Raw genomic sequence first — 24,551 nt, forward strand, 5'->3', positions numbered from 1 at the left:
ATCCACTTCATATGTTTCGTCTCCTGATTCGTAAAGGTTTTTTAAGTATTGCCCTGTTTCTGAGTGCTTTGGTAGCTGTTAATGCTCAGCATGAAGATCATAACGGCCACGCAGCCGCCGAAGGCGAAAAAGAGTTTAATGTAGGTGATATGATCATGCACCACATTAAAGATGATCACGGTTGGGAATTTGCCCACGGCCTGACGCTGCCGCTTCCGGTTATTCTTTACAGTGAAGATCGTGGTCTGGAGGTTTTTTCTTCGTCCAGACTGGCTCACGGTGAAGTATACAATAACTATAAGCTGGAACACGGGAAAATTCACCGGCTGACCGCTGATGGCAAAGAAGACCATTCGGCTCACCTCTATAATTTTTCCATCACCAAGAATGTGGCTTCGCTGCTGTTGAGTGCCATCATTCTTATTGCGGTGTTTTTCTCGGTTCGTAACGGATATGAGAAAAATAAAGGAAAGGCTCCTTCGGGAATCCAGTCTTTTCTGGAACCCATCATTCTGTTCGTTCGCGATGAAATTGCCAAGCCTAACCTGGGACCAAAATACGAGCGGTATCTGCCGTACTTATTGACCCTGTTCTTCTTTATTCTGGTCAACAACCTGCTGGGTCTGCTGCCAGGCGGGGCTAACCTGACCGGCAACATTACAGTGACACTGGTACTCGCGGTTATTACGGCGCTGATTACAAACTTCAGCGGCAACAAACACTACTGGGGCCACATTGTAAAGCCGACGGGTGTTCCCTTGCTGCTGCTGCCGGTTATTGTTCCGGTTGAGCTTGTCGGTATTATTGTAAAACCGATTTCGCTGATGATCCGGTTGTTTGCCAACATCACGGCCGGGCACATTATCATCCTGAGCTTGTTAGGGTTGATTTTTATCGCAAAGAATCTGGGTGGAACGGGAACCGGTTTTGGCGTAAGTCTAATCGTCACGCCGTTTACCATCTTCATGAACGTGATTGAGTTGTTGGTGGCCTTCCTGCAATCGTTTATTTTTACGCTGCTGTCGGCCATGTACATCGGAAGTGCCGTCGAAGAACATCACCACGGCGGTGGTTCGGGTCTGGAAGCAGGCATTGAACCGCATCATTAATTAGCAATCTTTTGTTTTATATAAATCGTTTCTTTCACACATGTTAGCTACACTGCTATCAATTTTGTTGCAAGCAGCTGCTGAAGGCGGCTCTGGATTAATCGCTATCGGTGCTGGTTTAGGTGCTGGTCTGGCCGCTATTGGTGCTGGTCTGGGTATCGGCCGTATCGGTGGTAGCGCTATGGAAGGTATTGCTCGTCAGCCAGAAGCGGCTGGACGGATCCAAACCGCCATGCTGATTATCGCGGCTCTGATTGAGGCCGTGGCCCTGTTTGCCGCGGTTATCTGTCTGCTCATTTCGTTCAACCTGTAAGAAACAGCGTTGAAAACAGGCAAGTAGAGCGGTCGGTTGCATTAGGCGCTGACATAAACGCTCGATCTCATTAGAAAACCCGCCAGTATGGGCTAGCCAGCTGGCGGGCTATCTAAAGCTTAGCGCAAAAGATTGACCTTAATCGTTGCAAAACATAGCTTAGTTTTCTACCTCAATGGACTTACTTACCCCCGACATTGGCCTTCTGTTCTGGCAATTAGTTGTCTTTTTACTGTTGTTCTTTCTGTTATCCCGTTTTGCATGGAAGCCTATCACGCAGAGTTTGAAAGAGCGTGAGCACGACATTCAAAGCGCTTTGGATATGGCCGAAAAGACTCGCGTCGAAATGGCCAAACTGCAAGCCGACAACCAGAAGTTGCTGGCCGAAGCCCGCGCCGAACGCGATGCTATTCTGCGGGGTGCGAAAGAAACCGCTGACCGCGTAGTGGCCGAAGCTCAAAACCGGGCTACGGAAGAAAGTAAGCGGATTGCCGAAAAAGCCCGTGAAGAACTGCAATCCGAACGTCAGGCTATGGTGGCTCAAGTGAAACGCGAGGTGATTGACCTGTCGCTGGATATCGCTGAACGAGTTCTGCGTAAGGAACTGAGCGATAAAAAATCGCAGGAAGAATTGGTTAAAAGTCTGGTCGCCGAATCACGATTGAATTAAGTTAAAAATTAAAAGTTAAAAATTAAAAGTATTGACGGATGTCGTGATTTTGATTTTTAACTAGAAGGGCCACCCCGTTTTAATTTTTAATTTTTAACTTTTAATTGACAATGGCAGAATCTACCGTTGCATTCCGATACGCTAAATCCCTGATCGACCTGGCTCAGGAAAAGGAAAAGGTCGAAGAGGTGTATAAAGATATGGCTTTCTTCAGAGACGTGGTTCGTCAAAACCGCGACCTGATGTTGGCTCTGAAAAGCCCTGTTGTGCGGCACGACAGGAAAATGGCCGTTCTGCGGGCGATTTTCGAAAGCCGGGTTAATCCGTTATCCTTTACGATCTTTAACATCATTACAAAGAAAAATCGGGAAGGCATTATGGACGTGATCGCCGATGAGTTCATTCGGCAGTATAACGAACTGAAAGGCATTCAGAAAGTGCAGGTTATAACAACGGTGCCGCTGACCGACGAACTGCGCACGGAGTTCACCAATGTTGTTGCCAAAGCAACCGGCAAGCAGGTTGAACTGGAAGAAAAAATTGATCCTAAACTGATCGGTGGCTATATTCTCCGAATCGGTGACCGGCAAATTGATGCTTCCATTCGTAGCCGCCTGGCCGAGCTGCGGTTGAATTTTCTGAATTAATAGATAAGAAAGAGGAGAAGCGAGAGGGTCAGCCTGCTGTTTTTATCGCTAACCTCCCTACTTTATAAAACCGGATGTTCGTGTTTTACACGGATGTCCGGTTTTTTTGTAATATGCATAACCAACGGTTGCCGCATGGATATTCTCGCTCAAACCCGTACTGTCAATATCATCCGCGTGGTGACGGATCTGGGCTATGTATTGCACGAAAACCGTAAAATCATCTGCCCCTTTCATCCTGAAAAGACACCCTCTCTGGTGGTTTATCCGCAGAATAATTCCTACCACTGTTTTGGTTGCGGCAAACATGGTGATGTGATCAATTTCTACGCCGGAGTGGCCAATCTGGATTACACGACGGCAATGCACGAACTGGCGTTCAATTATCTGCCTGACTATAAACCGGAGTTATATAAATGGGGGCACCTCAAAAAAATACAGACATCGGCGCCTGCTAAACCAGAGAAAATAGCACTGCCAACGGATACCAAAACCTACGAGTATAAGCCGTTGCACAGCGAGATTTATGAAGATTTTGCCCGGGTCTGTCGGCTGCAACCTGCAAATTCAGTATGGGAGGAAGCCTGGCGGTACTTGGCGGGACGTGGTTTTGCCGAGTCAACCCTACGAAAGTTTCACATCTTTACCGTCAATGAATATCACCCGGTGCAGGCTTATTTGCGGAACACGTATAACGTGCTGGATTTGCAGGAAAGCGGGTTGTTCAACGAGCGGGGCAATCTGATTTTTTACCGCCATCCAATTATAATTCCCTATTACCGCAAAGGCCGTATTGTCTTTCTGCAAGGCCGGATCATTGGCAATCCGTCCGATACGGTTTCCCGGTATCAGTTTCTCAGCGGTGTTCCGGTTGAATTATTCAACGCCGACGTGATGGATATCCTGAAAGCGGGGCAGACATTATATGTCACGGAAGGGGCTTTTGATTGCATGACGCTGATGCAAGAAGGAATGGCCGCCGTGAGTCTGGGTAGCGCGACCATGTTCAAGCGGGAATGGATGAAGCTTTTCCGGCGGTTTGAAGTTTGCTTTTACTTCGACAATGATGCTGCCGGACAGAAAGCCGCCCGCGAATATGGCGAGGTATTCAGCCAGTATGGGGTTTCAACCCGCGTTAAAACCGTTAAGGAAGGCTACAAAGACGTAAACGACTATTTTTCCAAACGCGAGTAGCGGCTTACTGAAACTCTTTCACAAACTTAAAGTGCGAAGGCCGGAACGTCAGTTGCTGGTAAAACCGGTGCGTATGCGTTCGTTTCTGATTGGCTGTCACTTCCAGGTTCACAAAACCGTTGGCTTCGGCCAACTGCTCCAAAGCCGCTACCAGTTGGCGACCAATCTGCTGATTCCGGTATTCCGGTACCACATACAACTCCTGAATCTCGCCCACCTTACCGGTATGGTGCAGGAGATACTGAACGTGGCAACTGATGAAACCAACGACCTCTCCATTGACTTCGGCCACCAGATAATGCACCCGGCGGTCGGTCAGGTTTCGCTGAAAAATGGCTCGGAAGGCAACGGCATTGAGTTGGCTTTCTTCCAGTTCGCAAATAAACCGGTAGATCGGTCCAACATCCTGAAAATTAGCCGGGCGAATGTGGGCAGCAACGCTCATGGTCGGAGAAAGATTAAGGTAAGTCTTCGGGAAGTGTATAAGATGTGGCTAAATTTCGGGAAATTCTGATGAATCCTAAACCCGAATTATGAAAAAAATAAGTTATTGGGCCATGCTTCCCCTGCTGGCGGGGGCTGTCGCCTGTCAATCCAATTCGTCGCGAGACGACCAAACCACCGCAACCGATACAACCCAAACCCACATGTTTACTTCCGACGCAGCCTTTCTCCAGAAACACCACCCCGATTTAGTAACCCTGAAAGACGGCAACGCCCAGGTCCTGATTTGTCCGGCGTACCAGGGCCGCATCATGACCAGTACCGCCGATGGCGAAACCAGCTACGGCTGGATCAACCGGGAGCTGATTGCAGCCGGCAAGTTAGGACCGCATATGAACGCGTTTGGCGGGGAAGACCGCTTCTGGCTGGGGCCGGAAGGCGGGCAGTTTGCCATTTACTTTAAACCCGGTGTGGAATTTAACGGTGATAACTGGCAAACGCCCGCACCCATCGATTCCGAACCGTTTACGCTGGTGTCGAAAGACGAGCGTTCGGCCCGGTTTTCCCGAAATTTTGAACTAACCAATTATTCCGGAACACAATTCAGCGTGGGCGTTGAGCGGGAAATCCATCTGCTGCGGTCCGAACAGATTAATCAGGCACTGGGCGCGACGGGCATCCCACTGAGCGATTCGCTCAAAATTGTGGGTGTCGAGTCCGTCAATACCCTGATCAACCGGGGCAAAGAACCGTGGATGAAGGAAAAAGGCTTGCTGTCGATCTGGATTTTGGGTATGTTTAATGCCTCTCCTAAAGCTACGATTGTTGTGCCGTTTCAGCCCGGCAAAGGCCCCGCCATCAACGACAGCTATTTCGGCAAAGTCCCGGCGTCCCGGCTGATTCAGAAGGACAGCGTGGCTTTTTTCCGGGCGGATGCAAACGAGCGCGGTAAAATTGGCGTACCCCCTGCCCGGGCAAAAAACTGGCTTGGCAGCTATGATCCCAACTCCCGCACCCTGACGCTGGTGACGTTTACGTTCAATCCAGCTCATCGGGATTATGTCAATTCGGCCTGGGAAATTCAGAAAGAACCGTATGCCGGTGATGTCGTCAACTCGTATAACGACGGCCCGATGAAGCCGGGTCAGCCGCAGATGGGGATGTTTTATGAACTGGAAAGTTCGTCGCCCGCGGCTGCTTTGTCACCCGATGGCCGTTTAACCCATACGCACACCACACTGCACATTCAGGGCGAATCGGCGCAACTCGATCAGATTGCCCGGCAATGGCTGGGCGTTTCGCTCGATGAAATCGTTCATGCATTCTGAAAACCAGAACCGTGTTGAGAACTCCGGAGGAACGTTCCTCCGGAGCACACGGATCATCGTAATTCGTTTACCATTCTATAAAAACCGTTGCGTAGGGCGCTAACTCGAACGGTACGGTTGCCTCATCAGCCGGGGCCATCTCCTGCGCGGATTCCTCCCAGAAAATAGCGGGCGAAAGAGTCGCTTTTGCAAAAGACGTTTCATCCAGAACGCGAACAACAGCCGGCTGGGTTAGCGGCACCCGAACAGTCTGCGGTTCATCCGTCTGGTTAGCCAGAATCAAAACCGTTTGCGACTCATTTTGCAGGCACAGTGCTTCGGCTTTCAAGGGCTGGCTGCTGGTGGTTGGAATGATATGTCCGCCCTGAAAACGGTTTACTGCCCGAAATACCCAATACAGCGGGAATACCATGCCTGCTTCCGCAAAAAACTGGTCCGGGTAGGCCGACGGAAAATCGCCCTGCACCACGCCTTGTTCACCTACCATTTCGTAATACGTCAGCGAGCGGGCTTCGGCCTGCATCAGATTTTTTAAACTGGCCAGGGTCCAGGCGGCTCCAATCAACGACATTTGCCGCGGATCGGTCGAGAAAGGCATCTGGGCGGGCGCTGATTCGGGGTCGTTGCCGGTAGCGTCGGGGTTGAAGCGCGGGCGTAACGTAACGGGCGATACGTGAACATCCGGAATCCAACGACGGGCGTCGCGGACGGTATCAGCCTGATCCGTCGTGTTTTCAATCAGGGTCAGGTTATCGGTGGCGTGGGCCTGCGGGCTGATCGAATACGCAATAAAATCGACGGCATCGAGCGGTGGCGTCTCGCGGTTGACGGCCACAAAAAAGGCGTTGGTTCCGGCCCCGATTCTGGCGGTCGGAAAAGCCTGACGAAGTGGCGGTACCACCTCGTTTATGAGCGAAGGCGGGGTAGTTTTGGTAACGTTGCTGACGATCAGCACCGAGTCAATCAGCACCGGGTCAACGGTATGTTTCAGAAAAGTATACAGTTCGTAATTGGCAAGCTGGTTAAAAATTAAAACCAGTTCAAGCTTTACGTTCAGAAGAACGGCATCATCAACGGCTTTACGGAATGCATCAGGCCAATCCGGTTGCTGGAAATTAACCTCGACGCGCAGGTGGTGGAAATTGGCTTCCCGAAGCCAGCGCACGGCCGAATCCGTCAGTGTTTCGTAGTTGGCGCCGATCCCGATGGCGGGCAGAGGCCGCGTTGACGAACCCAGCGAAACAACCGTTTCGGATTCTGTCTTGTCTGGCATCGAATCCGGAGCTACCAAGCGCAATTCGACCGATTGCTGAATTTTGTCACCCGGTTTGAGCGTCACCGGAAACGGTTTGGCCAGCGGAGTACAGTAGGTTTTGTAGGAGGCATCGGTCCAGTTGCGCTGATCTTCGGTTTCGAATACATCACCGACAAACCACAATACCGCCGACCCGCCGTTGACCGTAGCCCATTGCATTTCTCGGATGTTAAAAAACGGCTGATGCGGACTGATGGCTTCCGGAAAAGAGGCAACCGTTTGGCTGCCGTCGGGATGAGTGAGCGTACAGGGCTGCCCGGCGCACTCCGGAATGGGATGCAGGATGCAGAATCCGGCGCGGTTTCGCTGGAAGGTGGTCAGTGCTTCACCGTCAATGTTGAACTGAATCGTGCCGTCCGGATCGCCGGTAATTTCGCACTGCCAGCGCAGGTGAATGGTTTCGTTCCGGCAGACGCAGGAATACCGGATATGGAATGAATCGTCCTGCTGTTCGATCACCTCATCTTCAATGACGTGGCTGGCCGTTGCCCAATTAGGGTCGCGGACGGCGTGATAGATCAAACGCAGCACTTCGTGGTTACCGAGCCGGATATACCGCAGAAAACCGCGTTCGTAAAGCATTGTCAGGGGACCAGCGCGGAGGGTACGGGGTTTGGGCAGCGGCTTCGGCTGGCCGTATTGCATCAGGGAAGGGGAGTACATAAGGAGTTAGAAATTCTGCAACTGATCGGATTCAAAAATATGTGTTCCGCTCAATTCGGCCTGAGCTTTCTGGTACATCGCATTGGCGACGCTCTCGGCCCGGACAGCTTTGTATTTCGATGGAATCAGCGGGTTCAATACCTTCATGAGTCCTTCACTGATGCGTTCGCCCAGCCGAAATTCCTTCCGGTCGCCAACCAGGAGCGAAGGTCGGAAAATCAGGAGAGCCGGATAGTTCAGGGCCTTCAGATCGCGTTCAAGATCGCCTTTGACGCGGCTGTAGAAAAAAGAAGAACGGGGATCGGCACCCATCGATGAAACCAGCATAAACTGCTGGGCCTGGTTGACCAACGCCCGCTTCGCTATATCTAAAGGATATTGATAATCGACTTTTTTGAACGCTTCGCGCGAACCCGCCTTTTTCATCGTTGTGCCAAGGCAGCAGAAAATATCGTCGGCCTGAACCAGTAAACCGTTTGGATGTTCAAAATCGTACTGAATTTCCTGAAGGCGCGGATGTTGCCAACCCAGCGAATGGCGGACCAGCACCTTTACTTTTTCGTAGGCGGATGAATCTAGTAAGCGGTGTGTCAACGCATTACCGACAAGGCCGGTTGCACCAACGACAAGCGCGGTTTTCGAAGTGAGTCTGGGCATTTCAGGGTTGTTACCGATAAGTTTGCTAATTTATAGGCGAGTATGGGTTTTTTACCATTTTTTTTCGAAAAACTACTCAATGAATCGACTATCTACTTCGTTTGGACGGGTTATCGTGGGGCTGGCAATTCCGCTGGCGCTGGCCTTTGGTTTCACCGAACCTGATTTCCCGGCCCGTCTGGTTGAGCGGTTACGCACTTTTAGTGTCACTTATCCCCGGGAAAAAGTCTATATCCACACCGACCGGCCTTTTTACACCGCCGGAGAAACCATCTGGCTGAAAGGGTATCTGTTCGACGGCCCCGAACACCTGGCCGACTCCGTCAGCAAGGTTTTATACGTGGATCTGGTGCAGATCGAAAGCCGTAAGGTGGTTGTTCACCGGATTCTGCGGGTCGCCAATGGCCATGCCGTTGGTGATATAGCCCTGGGCGATTCGCTGGCTGACGGAGCCTATATGCTGCGGGCGTATACGGGCTGGATGCGTAATTTTTCGGAAGACTATTATTTTACCAAACCGCTGACCCTTCTGCGCGCCGATACGGAACCGGTTCAGGCAACCGGGAGCCAACGGCTGGCTCCACAACCCGATGTGCAGTTTTTTCCGGAAGGGGGCCAGTTGGTCAACGGGCTGGAAGGGCGGGTGGCTTTTAAGGTCGTTAGTCCGGCGGGAAAGGGGCTGGATGCCAAGGGCTTTGTTATGAGTTCGACGGGCGATACCGTCACCGGTTTTTCGGCAAAGCACCTGGGGATGGGTTACTTCGCGTTTCAGCCGGAGGGAGGCCGGTCGTATACGGCTTTCGTTCAGCTTGCGGATGGAACTACGCATAAATACCCATTGCCCGCAGCCCGCTCGGAAGCATATATGTTGCTGGTGGATAATATTACCAACCGCGACAATGTGCGGGTTTATATCAAGAACACTAAACCGGCGGGTGTGCAGGGGCGTTTTACGGTGATTGTGCAGTCGCGGGGCCGCGATATTCAGGTGGTACAGGGCGAAGTCAGCAAGAAAGCCATTGTCATGCAGATTCCCCGGCAGGTACTTCCGGCCGGTATTTCGCAGATTACGTTGTTTGACGAAACGAATCAGCCGGTTTGCGAGCGGATTATTTTTGTGGAGAAAAACGACCGCCTGACGGTTCAGTTGAAACCGTCCAGGCCTACGTTCAACCCGCGCGAAAAAATCCAGGTGACTATTTCGGTAGCCGATGCGACCGGAAAACCCGTGCGGGCCAATCTGTCGCTGGCGGCAACCGATGCCGGTCAGGTCTTGGAGAAAGAACCGTATGCAACGGATCTGGTGTCGTACCTGCTGCTGAATTCCGATTTGAAGGGTACCATCGAACAGCCGGGCTATTATTTTGACGCCAGTAACAGAGAACGGGCCACGGACCTGGATGTGCTGATGATGACGCAGGGCTGGCGTCGGTTTACGTGGAAAGAGGTGTTGCAGGATGTGTATCCGGCTCCGAAGTACCCGATTGAAGAAGGGCTGTCGGTAACCGGACAGGTGCTGCGGCCCAATAAGAAAGCACCCGGTGTGGTGAATCTGACCTTTTTTGTAGCGCAGCCGGATAGTACGCGCGATGTGTTCATGGGGGAGTCCGACGAGAGCGGCCGGTTCAGCGCCCACGGTTTGCAGTTTGTCGATTCCACGAAAGTGATGATTCAGGGTGTGATTGGAAAGAACAACCGAAATCTGGAAATCAAACTCGACGACTGGTTCAGCCCGACGCTTCAGCTAACGCAAATTCCGTATAACTCAATTGTGTTTCAGCGCGATGAACTCGCCGATTACCTCAAACGCACGAAAGAATATCTGGAAATCGAACGGCAGATTCGCAAAAACCGGGAGATTCTGCTGAAGGAAGTAACCGTGCGGAAGAAACGGGAAGCTCCGGCGGATTCGCGGAAGATTTACGGCCAGGCCAGCAACACCCTGAAGGTGGACCAGACCATGATTGCGGGCGGAATGAACGTGCTGGATTTGCTGAGGGGCCGGATTGCGGGCGTTAGTGTGTCGGGAAGCGCCATGAATCCGACAGTCCAGATTCGCGGGTCGGCCAATTTCTCGGGCGTGGTCGAACCGCTGTTTACGCTGGATGGCACCCCAGTTTCCAAAGAGAGCATTGTCTCAATTCCAATCTTCGATGTGGATTACGTTGATGTGCTGAAAGGGGCTAATGCGGCTATTTTCGGAAGCCGGGCCAGTGGGGGCGTTATCGCAATCTATACCAAACGCGGTTCGCCGAATTATGACTTCAGCAAAGACCAGTCGCCCGGAACGCTGGTCGTTACGATGCCGGGTTTTCGGGCGGTCCGTGAGTTTTATGCCCCGCGTTACGATGAGAACAAGCCGGAAAACGTACGTCCAGACTACCGGCCGACCTTGCATTGGGAGCCGATGATACAGACCGGTGAAGATGGAAAAGCGCAGGTCAGCTTTTTTGCTTCTGACGCCCGTTCTTCCGTCCGGATTGTGGCTGAAGGCGTCACCGCCGACGGTCAGCCGGGCGTTGGTAGAGTGGTTTTCGACGTGAAGTAAAGACGGGCGCGGTGAGACAGGAGAAAAAACGCAGGCCCTTATCCGGCGATCCCTTGTCTTGTCTAACCTCTCTCTTATCCTGTTCAATATTTTTGTAATTTACCCGGAAATCCTGACCCTTACGGAATCTCATGAAAAAAAGTGCTTTGTTGCTGCTGTTGACCTCGATCAGTTATGGCGCGCTTGCCCAAACACCGTATCCAACCATCGGTTCCATTGAGCGCCTTGATCCCAAACTGGACGCCCTGCTTCCCAAAGATGCCAAACTCGAAGTACTCGCCAGCGGTTTTGACTGGTCCGAAGGGCCGGTCTGGATCAAAGGTTCGGGCAATACGGACGGCTATCTGCTTTTTTCGGACGTGCCTCAGAACACGGTTTATAAATGGTCGGAGAAGGAGGGATGCAAACCGTTTATGAAACCGTCGGGGTATACGGGGGTGGCTCCCTACAGCGGAGAACCCGGCAGCAACGGGTTGGCCGTCGACGCAAAGGGGCGGTTGATTTCGGCTGAACACGGCGACCGGCGGATTTCGGCACTGTCGCTGGCGGAGCGGGCCGGGGGTAAAATAACGCTGGCCGATCAGTACAAGGGAAAGCGGTTTAACAGCCCGAATGACGTGGCCCCGCACTCGAACGGCAGCGTTTACTTTACCGATCCGCCGTACGGGTTACCGGAGCGCGAAAAAGACACCAAAACACGTGAACTGGCGATCCACGGTGTTTACCGGGTTACCCCCGATGGCAACGTGACGCTGCTCATCGATAACCTGACCCGTCCGAACGGTATTGCGTTCTCGCCCGACGAAAAAACGCTGTACATCGCCCAGTCGGACCCCGAAAAACCGTACATCATGGCCTACCCCGTGCAGGCCGACGGAACCGTGGGGAAAGGCCGAATATTTTATGATGCCAGCAACGGGGTCAGGCAGAATTTACCCGGGCTGCCCGATGGACTGAAAGTGGATAAAAACGGGAACGTCTGGTCGAGCGGGCCAGGCGGTATTCTAATCATTGCCCCCGACGCGGCCAGCGGAACCGGCAAATTGCTGGGAACCCTTAAAACCGGCGTTGCGACCGCCAACTGCGCTTTTGGTAACGACGGTTCGACGCTGTACATCACTGCCGATATGTACCTGATTCGGATAAAAACAATGGCGAAAGGACTTTAATCCTGTTGTTGACAGAATAATCGCTGCCCGAAGCGTCGATACCGGTCACGAAGAACGGACGCCAAAAGCGCGTTGCCCCCAAATTCTTAGCCATGTAACGCTTAATTCTTAACTCATCACTCACCACTCCTAATTCTTCTCTCGTTATATTTGTATTTAAATTAGTACGAAACGGGTCGCAAGGATTTTGAAGTTATATGATAGAGAACAGAAAATATATTATAATCGGCGTTTTCTGTCTGATCGGACTGGTCTATCTGTCGCGCTTGTTTTATCTGCAAATTCTGGATGACAGTTACTCCCTGGAATCTTCGAGTAACTCCATCAAACGGGTCATCGAAATCCCGTACCGGGGCCAGATTTATGATCGCAACGGAAAGCTGATTGTCTATAATAGTCCCGTATACGACCTTTACGTTACGCCCAAAAAAGTGTCTATCCCTGACACGCTGGCTTTCTGCCGTCTGGTGGGGCTGGAGCGGACGGAGTTTGACAGTATTATGGCCCACGCCAAGGCGTATTCGTACGTTAAGCCGTCTTTGTTTTTGCGGCAGTTGTCCAAGGAAGATTTTGCCCGGATTCAGGATGCGCTGGTCGATTACCGGGGCTTCGAGCACGTAACCAGTTCCATGCGGACCTATCCCGCTCATACGCTGGCCAATACGCTGGGGTATGTTGCCGAAGTCAGCAAAGAGCAGCTTGAAGCCCAGGAAACGCCGTATTACCGACAGGGCGATTACATCGGCCGCAGCGGACTGGAAAAACAATATGAGTCGGTATTGCGCGGACAGCGGGGCATTAAGTTCGTCATGCAGAATGTGCGCGGGGTGGTCAAAGGTTCGTGGAAAAACGGGGCTTTTGATTCGCTGGCCGTTGCGGGCAAAAACCTCCATACGGGTATTGACGTTGAAATTCAGCAGTATGCCGACACGCTGATGCAAAATAAGGTGGGTAGCGTGGTAGCTATTGAACCGTCAACCGGCCAGGTTTTATGCATGGTTTCGGCACCAACCTACGATCCCAACATTCTTTCGAGCCGGCATTTCTCAAAAAGTTACGCTCAACTCGCCAAAAACCCGTATAAGCCGCTGATTAACCGCCCCATTATGGCGAGCTACCGGCCCGGTTCGACCTTTAAGCTGATTCAGGCGCTGGTGGCGATGCAGGACGGAGCCGTTACGCCCAGCTCGATTTTCAGCCACGCGGGGGTGCCCATGAAATGCCACTGTTTCCGGTCGGGCCGGTTGAATATCTCCGGAGCCGTTCAGTATTCCTGCAACCCGTACTTCTACCACGTTTTCAGACGTTTACTCTATAACAACTCGGAGCGGAATACCTTCAAGGCATCGGCAACGGGTTTACAGCATTGGCACGATATGGTGTCCAGATTTGGAATCGGGCAGAAACTAGGCATCGACCTGCCGGGCGAGCTGAAAGGGAGTTTGCCCGATGCCAGCTACTACAATCGGATGTACGGCGAAAACCACTGGAAATTCTCCACGGTGTATTCGCTCAGCATTGGTGAAGGCGAATTGCTGATTAACCCGTTGAAGATGGCCAATGTAGCAGCGATTATTGCCAACCGGGGGTGGTATTACACACCCCATATCGTCAGCGGTATTGGCAAACCGGGCGAAGGGATTGATCCGAAGTACCTGGAAAAACACGACGTGGGCATCAACCCCCAGTATTTTGAATACGTGATTGAGGGAATGCAGGGCGCCGTTGAGAACGGTACCGTTACGGCAGCCGCTAAAATACCGGATATTGTAATCTGTGGTAAAACCGGTACCTCCCAAAATAGAAAAGGCAAGGATCATTCCATTTTTGTTGCCTTTGCTCCGCGCGAGAACCCCAAAATTGCCATTGCGGTTTTTGTGGAGAATGCGGGCTGGGGAGGAATTGCTGCGGCTTCGGTAGCCTCGCTGGTGATTGAAAAATACATCAAACGGCAGGTGGTTGACCACGCACTGGATAAGAAAGTTAAAGAGGCCAATTACCTGCCGGGTGTAACTCCGCCCCAGAAACCTGCGCCTAAAAAGATTGAGCCTCCGAAAGATAGTGTTGCCAAACCGTTAATGGTGAAAGCCATACCGCCCCGGCCAACGGCCCCCGCAACGGTGGAAGCGAAATCATCAATAGCTTCCCGGCCCGTGACTACGAGCGAAAATTAATCATTACTCACCGTTTTTAACCAGTACTCCTTTGGTTTCCAGAGAACCACAAATTACACAAAACATCGACTGGGTAACACTCATGCTCTACATGGCCTGCGTGTTAATGGGTTGGCTGAATGTATACGCAGCCGTTTACAGCCCGGAAACCCAGACGGGCCTGTTCGACCTGTCGACCAATGCCGGCAAGCAGTTGATGTGGATTGGCACGACGGCCCTGCTGATTATTGCCATCCTGGTCATCAATTACCGTTTCTGGGATACCTTTGCGTTTGTTATTTACGGGATCACCATCCTGTCGCTGCTGCTGGTTCTGGTAGCCGGAACGAATATTAATGGGTCGCGGTCGTGGTTTAAACTGGGGGCGTTTTCCATCCAGCCCGCCGAATTTGCCAAGTTGGGAACGGCTTTGGCGCTGGCCCGCTACCTGGATTACCCCAATGTTAACCTGACCAAACTGAAAGACCAGCTCTGGTGCGCCGGAATCATCGCGCTGCCTGCCGTACTGATCATCGCGTCGAACGAAACCGGTTCCATGCTGGTGTTTGCGTCGTTTATTATCATGCTGTATCGGGAAGGGTTGCCGGGCATTTATCCGCTGATCGCCATTGTGGTTGTGACGCTGTTCATCCTGACGCTGATTGTTCCGAAGCTCTATTTGTTTGTAGCCATTCTGGCGCTCGGAATTTTGATCTTTTTCATGACACCGCGTTATCAGCGTTCGGTCCAGAATGTGATGGTGATCGGTATTGCGGCTTTATCCATGATTCTAATTGTGGCGGGTGTGGATTTCTTTGTGAATGATGTCTTGCAGCCCCACCAGCAAAACCGGATCAAGGTGTTGATCAACCCGGCTGCCGACCCGCTGGGAGCGGGCTGGAACGTAACACAGGCCAAGATTGCAATCGGGTCAGGGCGCTTGCAGGGCAAGGGATTTCTGGAAGGGACGCAAACCAAGTTTGACTTCGTTCCCGAGCAAAGCACCGACTTTATTTTCTGCACCATCGGCGAAGAACACGGCTTTATCGGGAGCATGATCGTTGTATCGCTGTTTATTTTTCTCCTGTGCCGGATTGTGTTGCTGGCCGAAAAACAGCGAACGCGCTTCGCCCGGGTCTACGGTTATTCGCTGGCGGGCATTATTTTCTTTCACATCATGATCAACATCGGCATGACCATCGGCCTGATGCCCGTAATCGGAATTCCGTTGCCGTTCTTTAGCTACGGAGGTTCGTCGCTCTGGTCGTTTTCGATTCTGTTGTTTATTTTCCTGAAGCTGGATTCCCGCCGGGTTGGTATGTTTGCCCGTTAAACGACCTTTACCGCAATCCGGTGGCAGGCGTTGTTGCAGTAACCTTCCGGGTTCCATTGCGGCATGACCATCGGTTGCGATACACCCGCGTCGTCGACCGCCCGGGCCCAGATTTCATAATAGCCTTTCTGCGGAAGTTTCAGGTCGAGGTTCCACTGCTGCCAAGCAAGCCGGTTTTTGGGTGCTTTCAGTTTACACTCCTGCCACGTAGCGCCAAAGTCGTACGAAACGTACATGGTTTTGACGGCCCGATCGCCCGCCCAGGCATGACCCCGCACGGGAATCGGCTGGCCCAGTTCCACCGTTGCGCCGGTTTTGGGGAAGGTAATGAGGGATTTCACCGGCATGGCCTCAATAATCCTGAACTGGTCTTCCGGCGGATCGACGCCCGGCGGCACGGGGTTGATGGGCACCCGGTAGCTTTTTCCGGTCATCTTCGCGCCATCGTGTACCTTGTTGCGCACAGCAATCGTGTGCAGCCACTTACCCGACGTTGAAGCGGGCCAACCGCCAACCACCAGCCGCAACGGATAACCGTGCGTTAGCGGAATGTCCTGTCCGTTCATGGCCCAGGCTACGAGCGTTTCATCTTCCAGCGCCTTTTTGATGGGAACACCCCGGGAAATAACCGCCTTAGTGGGGTCTTTGCTCACGTGCAGGTCCTGGCCGTAGTAACCAATGTAAACAGCATCGTCTTTCAGGCCCGCATCCGCCAGAATATCCTTCAGCCGGACTCCCGTCCATTCGGCACAGCTTACGGCTCCATCGGTCCACTGATTTCCGGCGGTTTGGGGCACGTAACCCGCGCGTCCGTTTCCGGCGCATTCGAGCACCAATTGATAGGTATAGGTTTTGAACCGTTTTTTTAAATCGTTCAGGGAATAGCTTTTCGAAGCTTTCACCGATTCTCCGTTGATCGTGAGTTTCCAGTTGGCCACGTCAATCTTCTCCGGAATCAGACCGTTGTTGCGGATAAACATCTTATTGGCGGGCGTAACGGCATCGTCCAGCAGGTGGGCAGGTGCTTCAACATTCCACGGTTTATCGTTCAATACCGTCATGTCTTTGTGCTTGCTCGCCATCGGATTCGTCTCGGCCAGAGGCTCGAAAACAAGCGGGAGATAACCGGCAGGCAGGCTTTCGGCAAAAACAATTTGGGTGCCCAGTACGCCGGCCATTGTCGCCAGCGTACTTTTTTTCAGAAAGCCCCGGCGGTTAAAGAGCGGTGATTGATCCATTCAGGTATAAAAAGCGGGTTTAATCCATCAAAAATAACAAAAAAAGACCTGCCGCGGGGTTAAATCCGGGCAGGTCAGTCAAATTATGTATCGTACTAAAAGAAAAACCGTTAAACGATGGCTTCCCGGTGAATAATCGCTTCGCGGTCCGGTCCGGTCGAAATGAAGCTGATGGGGATGCCCAGTTCGGCTTCCAGAAAGTCGATGTAAGCGGCCAGTTCGGCCGGAACCTCCTCAAACGTATGGAAGTTAGTCAGCGAAGTCTGCCAGCCTTTGAATTCTTTGTAAATCGGCGTGACGGTCGTATCGCACAGATCATAAGGCAGTTGCTCGGTGATCGAACCGTCGGGAAGCTGGTAATGCGTACAGATTTTGATGGTTTCGAAAATATTCAGCACATCCACTTTCATCATAATCAGTTGCGAAACGCCGTTGATCATGATGGTGTATTTCAGGGACGGCAAATCGAGCCAGCCACACCGGCGCGGACGGCCTGTGGTTGCGCCAAACTCCCGGCCTTCGGCCCGCATCCGTTCGCCGGTTTCGTCCAGCAACTCAGTAGGAAAGGGGCCGCTGCCAACCCGGGTGCAGTAAGCTTTGAAAATACCGTACACTTCGCCAATCTGCCGGGGTGCAACGCCTAAGCCCGTGCAGGCCCCCGCCGTCATGGTGTTTGAGCTGGTCACGAACGGATAAGAGCCAAAATCGATGTCAAGCAGGGAGCCCTGGGCACCTTCCGCCAGGACCTTCTGATCGTTTTTCAGGGCCTGGTTTACTTCGTATTCGCTTTCAACCAGCTGGAATTGCTTGATGAATTCTACGGCTTCGAAAAACTCCGTTTCTGCCTGGGGCAATACCGACTGATAGTCAAACTGATGGTGATCCAGGGTGGTTTTGTGGATAGCAACCAGCTTGTCGTATTTCGTACGGAAGCCGGGCGACAGCATATCGCCCACGCGCAGGCCCTGCCGGGCTACTTTATCCTGGTACGTCGGACCAATTCCGCGCAGGGTCGAGCCAATTTTAGAATCGCCTTTGGCCTGCTCATACGCTGCATCCAGCAGGCGGTGCGTCGGCAGAATGATCGACGCTTTCTTGGAAATGAACAGGTTGCGGGTCAGATCGAGATTGTATTTGGCTAACCCTTCGATTTCTTTCCGGAACACAATCGGGTCGAGCACAACGCCGTTGCCGATGATGTTTTTGATGTCAGGCCGGAAAATACCCGACGGGATCTGGTGTAAGACGTGTTTAAACCCGTCAAATTCAAGCGTGTGGCCAGCATTCGGTCCACCCTGAAACCGGGCAACTACTTCGTACTGCGGGGCCAGTACATCCACAATTTTCCCCTTGCCCTCGTCGCCCCATTGAAGGCCGAGTAATACATCTACCATGATAAAAAATAAAAGATAAAGACTACGTTATTTTAGCCGGTCTTTGTCGTTGAAGCGAAGTGTTCAAGCGGTTATTTTACCGCTATTGTCAGTTGATTTAGGACACCAGCGGCCTTCCGCCGTGTTCCTGAAGGTCTTTTTCTTCCTCGTTTTTGGTACGGTTTTCGCAGTTATCCCGCTGGCAGCTTCCGTAGAAAATCAGCGAGTGGTGCATCACGTTAAATTTCAGCATCTCACCCACCAGCGACTGAATATTCTGCACACGCGGGTCGCAGAACTCCATCACGTGGTGGCAGTCCGTACAGATAATGTGGTCGTGCTGTTTGTAACCATACGATTTCTCGTACTGCGCCAGATTTTTTCCAAACTGGTGCTTCGTGACCAAATCACAGTCTACCAGCACATCGAGCGTGTTGTAAACCGTTGCCCGACTAACCTGGTATTTTTTATTTTTCATGGAGATGTAGAGTTCATCCACATCAAAATGATCCTCGCGGTTATAAATCTCTTCCAGAATCGCGAAGCGTTCCGGGGTTTTCCGGAGGGCTTTGCTTTCTAAATAAGCCGTAAAAATTTTTCTTGCGGCTTCGAGGTTGGCTTGTTTCGCTACTGGCATAACTTCACAGGTAAGAGCTTAAGGGGTAGGGTAATCCTATGGCATTCAATGCTTTAAGAGCAATGGTGTTGCCATCTTTGTATGAATCCCCACTCCTAAACTCGCTAAAGAAATACAAAATTAATCAAACCGGGCTACTTTCACGACTCCATCTACTTTTTCGAGCTTTTTCATCAACTCGTCCAGGTGCCCGGTGTTATGAACGTATAACTTCAAACTCCCTTCAAAAATCCCGTCTTTGGAGTCTATCGTAATCGAACGGATATTGATATGCAGTTCGTTACTGATGATTTTGGTGACATCGTTGACCAGCCCGACACGGTCTGTTCCGGTAATCCGCAGACCGGCCAGAAAGGCCAGATCCCGCTGCGAAGTCCATTTGGCTTTAATGATCCGGTTGCCGTGATTCGACATCAGTTCAACGGCGTTGGGGCAGGTGGTCCGGTGAATTTTGATGCCTTCGTTGACGGTTACAAACCCGAACACATCGTCGCCCGAAATAGGGTTACAGCATTTGGCCAGCGTGTAGTCGATGCGGTCCATGTCTTCCCCAATCAACAACATATCGGCATCGGCGCGTTCACCGTGGATTTTTTTCAGTTCTTTTTCAAACTGCTTGCCATCCTGAAGCGTATCGGTATTGAGCTTGTTCTGACGGTTTTCCTTGGCATCCTTATCGGCCTTAAACCGTTTAAGTTCCTGGAGGTCAATGTGCCCCTTGCCGATGCGGTAAAAGAAGTCGTTGGTGGTTTTAGAGCCAAAATACGCCCGAAGCTGGTTGATCACTTCGTTCGTCATTTCCACCCGGAGCGTTTTGAGCTTTTTGGCAACCGCTTCGCGTCCGTCCGTAATGTGCTGCTTGTTCTCCTCTTTAATGAGGTCCTTGATTTTGGTCTTGGCTTTTGACGTAACCACAAACCGCAGCCAGTCCTCATTGGGCTTTTGCTTGTTCGAGGTGATGATCTCAACCTGATCTCCGTTGTTCAGGACGTGGCTGAGCGGCACCAGCGTGCTGTTTACTTTGGCCGCCATGCACCGCGCCCCAATCTGGGTGTGAATGTCAAAGGCGAAATCCAGGGCTGTGGCACCGCGCTGAAGCACTTTCAAATCGCCCTTGGGCGTAAACACAAAAACTTCCTCGCTGTACAGGTTGCTGCGGAAATCGTCGAGAAACTCGATGGCGGCCGTTTTTTCGTTGCTGGCCGATTCAAGCATTTCGCGTACCTGGCTGATCCAGGTTTCGATGCCGCGCCCGGTCTGGGTTTCATTGCCTTTGTATTTCCAGTGGGCGGCATAGCCTTTTTCGGCGATTTCGTCCATGCGGGAGGTTCGAATCTGCACCTCAACCCACTGCCCGGCTTTGCTCATGACCGTGGTGTGCAGCGATTCGTAGCCGTTGGCACGGGGGGTACTGATCCAGTCTTTGAGCCGGTCGGGATTGGGCTTGTAATGGTCCGTTACAATGGAATAAGCCTGCCAGCAAGCCGATTTTTCGCTATCGTGCGGCACATTCATAATAATCCGGATGGCGAACAGGTCGAAGATTTCCTCGAACGGTTTTTTCTGCTTGCTGAGCTTATTATAAATGGAGTAAATGGATTTTGGACGGCCTTTGACCACAAACTCATATCCCATGTCTTTCAGATCGGCCTCAATCGGTTCGATAAACCGGGCAATGAAGCGATCCCGCGACGTTTTGGTTTCCCGTAGCTTCCGGGCAATATCTTTATAGGCTTCCGGTTCGGCGTATTTCAGATACAGGTCCTCCAGTTCCGATTTAATGGCGTACAAGCCCAGGCGGTGGGCCAGGGGCGCGTAGATGTAAATCGTTTCGGACGCAATTTTAAGCTGCTTGTCGCGGGGCATCGAATCGAGCGTCCGCATGTTGTGCAGCCGGTCGGCCAGTTTGATTAGAATAACCCGCACGTCATCCGACAGCGTCAGCAGCATTTTGCGGAAATTCTCGGCCTGCTGCGAGGTGCCGTATTCAAACTTGCCCGAGATTTTGGTCAGGCCGTCGATAATGCGGGCCACTTTCGGACCGAAAAGCCGGTCAATATCGGCAATCGTCATTTCGGTGTCTTCCACCACATCGTGCAGCAGCGCGGCCACAATCGAGGTGGTACCCAATCCGATTTCTTCAACGGCAATCTGGGCAACGGCCAGTGGGTGATAAATATACGGTTCGCCCGATCGGCGACGCATACTTTGGTGGGCTTCCAGTGAGGTATTGAACGCCTTCTTAATTAATTTGGCGTCATTATCCTTCAACATTGGCTTGGCTTCCCGCAACAATCGGCGGTAGCGCTTCAAAATTTCTTTACGTTCCAGGTCAAGCTCATTGACCGGTTCCGCGGTTACGTCCATAAGGGTGTGCTCTCCTTCTCTAATACGCTGCATCACTTTCAGGTAAAGGATGTACATTAAATTTAGGTAAACCGACTCAGCAAATCAAAGGAATATCAATAAAAAATAATCCTCTTGCCATCAGAGGTTGTACAGTACAAAAATCATTTGTACTTTTGCAGGCCAAAATAGTTTACGTGTTCGGGACAGTTGGGTACCGGGGTTCAACCAGGGAGTTCAAAAACCGTACCGACAATGGTGTAAGCTAGGTCATTCGCGGGCGTGGCGAAATTGGTAGACGTGCCAGACTTAGGATCTGGTGCCGCAAGGCATGGGGGTTCGAGTCCCTCCGCCCGTACAAGTCTTTTAATTATGAATGAGTGAGTTAGCGATTGAGCGAATAGATTTTTCTTTCTATTGACGCTTCCGTTAATTCACTCATTCGTTCATTCACTCAATCATTCAATATTTTTCTGTGGAAATTGCATTAGAGAAATCGACGGAAACCAATGCTTCGCTGAAGATCAAGCTAACGAAGAGCGATTATCAGCCGGAAGTAGATAAGAAATTAAAAGATTATGGACGCCGGGCCAGCATTAAAGGATTCCGTCCGGGTAAAGTACCGCCCTCGTTGATTCAGAAAATGTACGGTAAGAGTGTGCTGGTCGATGAAATTAACGAACTGCTGAAGAACACGGTCAACAACTATATCCGCGATAATAAGCTTCAGGTTGTGGGCGATCCGATGCCCGACCGTGAGCAGGCCGACGCCATCGACTGGGATACGCAGAGCGAGTTTGAATTCAACTACAACCTGGGACTGGCTTCGGATTTTGACGTAGATTTCAACGCACTGCCACCCGTTCCGGCCTACGAAATTGAAGCGGGCGACGCCGAATTAGACAATACCATTGAGGAACTGAAAACCCGTTTCAGTGGTCACGCGCACGCCGAAGAATCAGCGGAAGGTGACATGATCTACGGGGAGCTGAAGCAGGACGCTAAAGAAGAAGGGGCCGAACCTTTCTCGACGAAAACCGCCCTGCCTACCAAGCAGATTGCCGCCGACGAACTGCCGAAATTTATCGGTCTGAAAAAAGGCGATATCGTTACGTTTGATATTCAGAACGCGTTCCCTGACGAGAAATCCCGCGCGCTGGCAACGGGTTTGAAAGGCGAAGAAGCCGCTGGCCTGGAAGGGGAGTTTACGTTTACCGTTGATGACATTACCCGCAACGAACCCGCCGAAATCGGTCAGGAGTTTTTCGACAAAGTACTGGGCAAAGACGCCGTTGAAAACGAAGAGCAGTTCCGCGAAAAAGTGCTGGAGATCATCAAAAGCAACTACGGCCGTGAAGCCACGACCCTGCAACGGATTGAGATCGAACAGGCGCTGCTCGACAACATTGCCATTTCTCTGCCCGACGATTTCCTGAAACAGTGGCTGCTGAGCAACAACGAGGGCAACGTGACGGAAGCCGATGTGGAAGAGCAGTATGAAGCCTTTGCCCGTTCGGTTAAGTTGCAGCTTATCAAGAATAAGATTGCCAGCGAAAACGAGGTCAACGTTTCTTACGAAGACGTGATGGAAACCACCCGTTCTATGGTGCGTGAGCAGTTTGGCTTCTACGGCGATGATGAGCAAATGAAGCAAAGCATCGATCAGATTGCCCGGCAGTACCTGATGGACGAAAAAGGCAACAACTATATGCAGATGTACAATCGCATGTTCGATGATAAAGTAATTGAACTGATCAAAGGTAAACTGACGCTGGAGCCAAAAACGATTTCTGTTGACAAGTTTAAAGAACTGGTCAGCGCTCGTCAGCCGAAGGCTTAATTCTACCTAATTCAGGTAAACCATCGGGTTTTAATTCCCTCTGCGGTTCGCAGTGGTGAGTTAAAACCCGATTCGGTTTCGTTCGGTAGGTGTCGTCAGGTTCCGGACCACTTCGACCAGCGCCATTTCTTCGGCCTTCCGTTTCCAGTACGCCACTTCCCTTTGCAGGTTTTCGATTTCACGGTCTTTACGTTCCTGCTCCGCTTTCAGCGTTTCGACCTGATGGACCACTTCGGCCGGGTATAGTTCCGGTTCGGAAACCAGTTCGCCCGACAGCAGTTGCGTAGTGGTGGTACCCAGGGCCGTCGCAATTTGTTGCAGCCGTGAAAGGGTCAGGTCGGTTTTTCCCCGCTCAATGTCGCCGTAGGCCGTGGTGGACAGGCCCAGCATGTCGGCCATGTTTTCCTGCGAATAGCCTTTTTGTTGTCGTAATAAACGGATTTGGGTACTTACAGTCATGGTATCTCAAGTAATTCTGACAATATACTAAGTCAAACCGACTATCAAAACGGGTTTGATTGCTCATTTTTGTAACACAACACCGGCGATAGGGAAGTTGGTTTCCCAAACGGATTGCCGCCGTGAAGGGCTCGTTGGTAAAAAAACAGGAAAGCCTGACAACGGTTTTGGCGAGTCCGTTAAGTTTGTATTTTCGTTCGCTAAACAGAAAGATTAACCAGTATGAATCAAGGAAATGAATTCCGCAAATTTGCCGTTCACCACATGGGGCTGAACGGACTGACGGTCGACGGCTATATGAACCACACCGTTGAAAACATGACCCGTTCTGTCATTGAAGAACGTCCGATGAACTTCCGCGAAGTTGACGTGTTCTCCCGCCTGATGGCCGACCGGATTATCTTCATGGGAATGGGCGTTGATGATAACATCGCCAACATCATTGTGGCTCAGTTACTATTTCTGGAATCGGCCGATCCGAAGAAAGACATCCTGATGTACATCAATAGCCCGGGTGGTTCGGTTTACGCCGGTCTGGGAATTTATGATACCATGCAGTACGTCCGGCCCGACGTGGCCACGGTTTGTACGAGCCTGGCCGCATCGATGGGTGCGGTATTGCTATGTGGAGGAGCCGCCGGCAAACGTTCGGCCCTGCCGCACGCCCGCGTCATGATTCACCAGCCGTCGGGTGGAGCACAAGGCCAGTCGGTTGATATTGAGATTACGGCCCGCGAGATTGTGAAACTTCGCGACGAACTGTACGAAATCATTGCTTCGCACTCCGGTAAAACCAAAGAGCAGGTGGAGAAAGACTCCGACCGTGACAAATGGTTCCGGGCGGAAGAAGCAAAAGAATACGGTCTGATCGACGAAGTGCTGCGCCGGGAAAAATAAAAAGCCGTTCCGTCGACTGGTAAAAAGGCGACCGTCTCAGACGGTCGCCTTTTTATTTTTAAGGGAATATGCTTATCCTGATGAAATAAGGGCCGATTTTGAGGGAATCATTGAATTTGGTGGGGACCGCACAAAATAGAGCACGAAAATTTCTAGTATATTTGTCTTAGTACGACCTGGTTCCCCAAGTGGTCGGGTACTTTTATTCATCGAGCCGG

General features: G+C 51.5%; 20 protein-coding genes and 1 tRNA gene. 13 read left to right on the forward strand and 8 right to left on the reverse strand.

Annotated elements, in window-relative coordinates; all coding sequences use genetic code 11:
* The first annotated feature begins 11 nt into the window (after positions 1 to 11).
* From atpB to LX87_RS16665, 5 genes are all read left to right on the forward strand, one after another.
* Complete coding sequence (gene atpB / locus LX87_RS16645; RefSeq protein WP_111629402.1) at positions 12 to 1,109, forward strand: F0F1 ATP synthase subunit A; 1,098 nt, start codon at positions 12 to 14, stop codon at positions 1,107 to 1,109.
* 40 nt (positions 1,110 to 1,149) lie between these two features.
* On the forward strand, positions 1,150 to 1,422 hold the full coding sequence (gene atpE, locus LX87_RS16650; protein ID WP_111629403.1) for an ATP synthase F0 subunit C: 273 nt from the start codon (positions 1,150 to 1,152) through the stop codon (positions 1,420 to 1,422).
* Positions 1,423 to 1,597: 175 nt separating this feature from the next.
* On the forward strand, positions 1,598 to 2,092 hold the full coding sequence (gene atpF / locus LX87_RS16655; RefSeq protein WP_111629404.1) for a F0F1 ATP synthase subunit B: 495 nt from the start codon (positions 1,598 to 1,600) through the stop codon (positions 2,090 to 2,092).
* 110 nt (positions 2,093 to 2,202) lie between these two features.
* On the forward strand, positions 2,203 to 2,739 hold the full coding sequence (atpH, locus tag LX87_RS16660) for an ATP synthase F1 subunit delta (protein WP_111629405.1): 537 nt from the start codon (positions 2,203 to 2,205) through the stop codon (positions 2,737 to 2,739).
* 135 nt (positions 2,740 to 2,874) lie between these two features.
* Complete coding sequence (locus tag LX87_RS16665) at positions 2,875 to 3,933, forward strand: CHC2 zinc finger domain-containing protein (protein ID WP_170139379.1); 1,059 nt, start codon at positions 2,875 to 2,877, stop codon at positions 3,931 to 3,933.
* Between the two features lie 4 nt (positions 3,934 to 3,937).
* Here the strand turns inward: LX87_RS16665 and LX87_RS16670 are convergent, their stop codons facing one another.
* Positions 3,938 to 4,378, reverse strand: a complete 441-nt coding sequence (locus LX87_RS16670; protein ID WP_111629407.1) for a GNAT family N-acetyltransferase — start codon at positions 4,376 to 4,378, stop codon at positions 3,938 to 3,940.
* A gap of 88 nt (positions 4,379 to 4,466) precedes the next feature.
* On the opposite strand from LX87_RS16670, the gene LX87_RS16675 reads away from it, so the two are divergent.
* The gene (locus LX87_RS16675) at positions 4,467 to 5,705 is read left to right on the forward strand and encodes a DUF6786 family protein (RefSeq protein ID WP_229310699.1); all 1,239 of its coding nucleotides are present in this window, start codon (positions 4,467 to 4,469) and stop codon (positions 5,703 to 5,705) included.
* A gap of 67 nt (positions 5,706 to 5,772) precedes the next feature.
* Here LX87_RS16675 and LX87_RS16680 read toward each other — a convergent pair whose 3' ends face one another.
* Together LX87_RS16680 and LX87_RS16685 are read right to left on the reverse strand one after the other, a co-directional pair.
* The gene (locus tag LX87_RS16680) at positions 5,773 to 7,683 is read right to left on the reverse strand and encodes a D-apionate lactonase family protein (RefSeq protein WP_146624493.1); all 1,911 of its coding nucleotides are present in this window, start codon (positions 7,681 to 7,683) and stop codon (positions 5,773 to 5,775) included.
* Positions 7,684 to 7,689: 6 nt separating this feature from the next.
* The gene (locus LX87_RS16685; RefSeq protein WP_111629409.1) at positions 7,690 to 8,340 is read right to left on the reverse strand and encodes an oxidoreductase; all 651 of its coding nucleotides are present in this window, start codon (positions 8,338 to 8,340) and stop codon (positions 7,690 to 7,692) included.
* A 79-nt stretch (positions 8,341 to 8,419) separates the two neighbouring features.
* Here LX87_RS16685 and LX87_RS16690 point away from each other — a divergent pair, with 79 nt between their 5' ends.
* The 4 genes from LX87_RS16690 (at position 8,420) to rodA (ending at position 15,543) form a co-directional block, all read left to right on the forward strand.
* Positions 8,420 to 10,888 carry a TonB-dependent receptor plug domain-containing protein gene (locus LX87_RS16690; RefSeq protein WP_111629410.1) on the forward strand — a complete coding sequence of 823 codons (2,469 nt, stop codon included), beginning with the start codon at positions 8,420 to 8,422 and terminating at the stop codon, positions 10,886 to 10,888.
* A gap of 131 nt (positions 10,889 to 11,019) precedes the next feature.
* On the forward strand, positions 11,020 to 12,057 hold the full coding sequence (locus LX87_RS16695) for an SMP-30/gluconolactonase/LRE family protein (protein WP_111629411.1): 1,038 nt from the start codon (positions 11,020 to 11,022) through the stop codon (positions 12,055 to 12,057).
* Positions 12,058 to 12,254: 197 nt separating this feature from the next.
* Positions 12,255 to 14,231 carry a penicillin-binding protein 2 gene (gene mrdA, locus LX87_RS16700; RefSeq protein WP_111629412.1) on the forward strand — a complete coding sequence of 659 codons (1,977 nt, stop codon included), beginning with the start codon at positions 12,255 to 12,257 and terminating at the stop codon, positions 14,229 to 14,231.
* Between the two features lie 31 nt (positions 14,232 to 14,262).
* Positions 14,263 to 15,543, forward strand: coding sequence for a rod shape-determining protein RodA (rodA, locus tag LX87_RS16705; RefSeq protein WP_262511083.1), 1,281 nt, complete (start codon positions 14,263 to 14,265; stop codon positions 15,541 to 15,543).
* On the opposite strand, the gene LX87_RS16710 is transcribed toward rodA, so the two are convergent.
* The 4 genes from LX87_RS16710 to LX87_RS16725 form a co-directional block, all read right to left on the reverse strand.
* Positions 15,540 to 16,781, reverse strand: coding sequence for a sulfite oxidase (locus tag LX87_RS16710; protein ID WP_111629414.1), 1,242 nt, complete (start codon positions 16,779 to 16,781; stop codon positions 15,540 to 15,542). The two genes, rodA and LX87_RS16710, sit on opposite strands and share 4 nt — an antisense overlap.
* Positions 16,782 to 16,891: 110 nt before the next feature.
* Positions 16,892 to 18,175, reverse strand: a complete 1,284-nt coding sequence (locus LX87_RS16715) for an adenylosuccinate synthase (protein ID WP_111629415.1) — start codon at positions 18,173 to 18,175, stop codon at positions 16,892 to 16,894.
* A 97-nt stretch (positions 18,176 to 18,272) separates the two neighbouring features.
* On the reverse strand, positions 18,273 to 18,791 hold the full coding sequence (locus LX87_RS16720) for a Fur family transcriptional regulator (protein WP_111629416.1): 519 nt from the start codon (positions 18,789 to 18,791) through the stop codon (positions 18,273 to 18,275).
* A gap of 120 nt (positions 18,792 to 18,911) precedes the next feature.
* The gene (locus LX87_RS16725) at positions 18,912 to 21,158 is read right to left on the reverse strand and encodes a RelA/SpoT family protein (protein WP_111629868.1); all 2,247 of its coding nucleotides are present in this window, start codon (positions 21,156 to 21,158) and stop codon (positions 18,912 to 18,914) included.
* A 255-nt stretch (positions 21,159 to 21,413) separates the two neighbouring features.
* On the opposite strand from LX87_RS16725, the gene LX87_RS16730 reads away from it, so the two are divergent.
* Both LX87_RS16730 and tig read left to right on the forward strand, forming a co-directional pair.
* Positions 21,414 to 21,495 (forward strand) — tRNA-Leu (locus tag LX87_RS16730).
* A gap of 117 nt (positions 21,496 to 21,612) precedes the next feature.
* Positions 21,613 to 22,977, forward strand: coding sequence for a trigger factor (gene tig / locus LX87_RS16735; protein WP_111629417.1), 1,365 nt, complete (start codon positions 21,613 to 21,615; stop codon positions 22,975 to 22,977).
* Between the two features lie 60 nt (positions 22,978 to 23,037).
* Here tig and LX87_RS16740 read toward each other — a convergent pair whose 3' ends face one another.
* On the reverse strand, positions 23,038 to 23,436 hold the full coding sequence (locus tag LX87_RS16740; protein ID WP_111629418.1) for a helix-turn-helix domain-containing protein: 399 nt from the start codon (positions 23,434 to 23,436) through the stop codon (positions 23,038 to 23,040).
* Positions 23,437 to 23,658: 222 nt separating this feature from the next.
* Between LX87_RS16740 and LX87_RS16745 the strand changes: the two genes are divergently transcribed.
* Positions 23,659 to 24,333 (forward strand): ClpP family protease, encoded by a 675-nt coding sequence (locus tag LX87_RS16745; RefSeq protein WP_111629419.1) that lies wholly within the window; start codon positions 23,659 to 23,661, stop codon positions 24,331 to 24,333.
* Positions 24,334 to 24,551: the final 218 nt, after the last annotated feature.

The sequence above is a fragment of the Larkinella arboricola genome (genome assembly GCF_003259745.1).
In the GTDB taxonomy this organism is placed as follows: Bacteria; Bacteroidota; Bacteroidia; order Cytophagales; family Spirosomataceae; genus Larkinella; species Larkinella arboricola.

Bases quoted from the DNA above. Each gene is read 5' to 3' on its own strand.
- atpB (WP_111629402.1), top strand. From the start codon at position 12: ATGTTTCGTCTCCTGATTCGTAAAGGTTTTTTAAGTATTGCCCTGTTT.
- atpE (WP_111629403.1), top strand. From the start codon at position 1,150: ATGTTAGCTACACTGCTATCAATTTTGTTGCAAGCAGCTGCTGAAGGC.
- atpF (WP_111629404.1), top strand. From the start codon at position 1,598: ATGGACTTACTTACCCCCGACATTGGCCTTCTGTTCTGGCAATTAGTT.
- atpH (WP_111629405.1), top strand. From the start codon at position 2,203: ATGGCAGAATCTACCGTTGCATTCCGATACGCTAAATCCCTGATCGAC.
- LX87_RS16665 (WP_170139379.1), top strand. From the start codon at position 2,875: ATGGATATTCTCGCTCAAACCCGTACTGTCAATATCATCCGCGTGGTG.
- LX87_RS16670 (WP_111629407.1), bottom strand. From the start codon at position 4,378: ATGAGCGTTGCTGCCCACATTCGCCCGGCTAATTTTCAGGATGTTGGA.
- LX87_RS16675 (WP_229310699.1), top strand. From the start codon at position 4,467: ATGAAAAAAATAAGTTATTGGGCCATGCTTCCCCTGCTGGCGGGGGCT.
- LX87_RS16680 (WP_146624493.1), bottom strand. From the start codon at position 7,683: ATGTACTCCCCTTCCCTGATGCAATACGGCCAGCCGAAGCCGCTGCCC.
- LX87_RS16685 (WP_111629409.1), bottom strand. From the start codon at position 8,340: ATGCCCAGACTCACTTCGAAAACCGCGCTTGTCGTTGGTGCAACCGGC.
- LX87_RS16690 (WP_111629410.1), top strand. From the start codon at position 8,420: ATGAATCGACTATCTACTTCGTTTGGACGGGTTATCGTGGGGCTGGCA.
- LX87_RS16695 (WP_111629411.1), top strand. From the start codon at position 11,020: ATGAAAAAAAGTGCTTTGTTGCTGCTGTTGACCTCGATCAGTTATGGC.
- mrdA (WP_111629412.1), top strand. From the start codon at position 12,255: ATGATAGAGAACAGAAAATATATTATAATCGGCGTTTTCTGTCTGATC.
- LX87_RS16710 (WP_111629414.1), bottom strand. From the start codon at position 16,781: ATGGATCAATCACCGCTCTTTAACCGCCGGGGCTTTCTGAAAAAAAGT.
- LX87_RS16715 (WP_111629415.1), bottom strand. From the start codon at position 18,175: ATGGTAGATGTATTACTCGGCCTTCAATGGGGCGACGAGGGCAAGGGG.
- LX87_RS16720 (WP_111629416.1), bottom strand. From the start codon at position 18,791: ATGCCAGTAGCGAAACAAGCCAACCTCGAAGCCGCAAGAAAAATTTTT.
- LX87_RS16725 (WP_111629868.1), bottom strand. From the start codon at position 21,158: ATGGACGTAACCGCGGAACCGGTCAATGAGCTTGACCTGGAACGTAAA.
- LX87_RS16740 (WP_111629418.1), bottom strand. From the start codon at position 23,436: ATGACTGTAAGTACCCAAATCCGTTTATTACGACAACAAAAAGGCTAT.
- LX87_RS16745 (WP_111629419.1), top strand. From the start codon at position 23,659: ATGAATCAAGGAAATGAATTCCGCAAATTTGCCGTTCACCACATGGGG.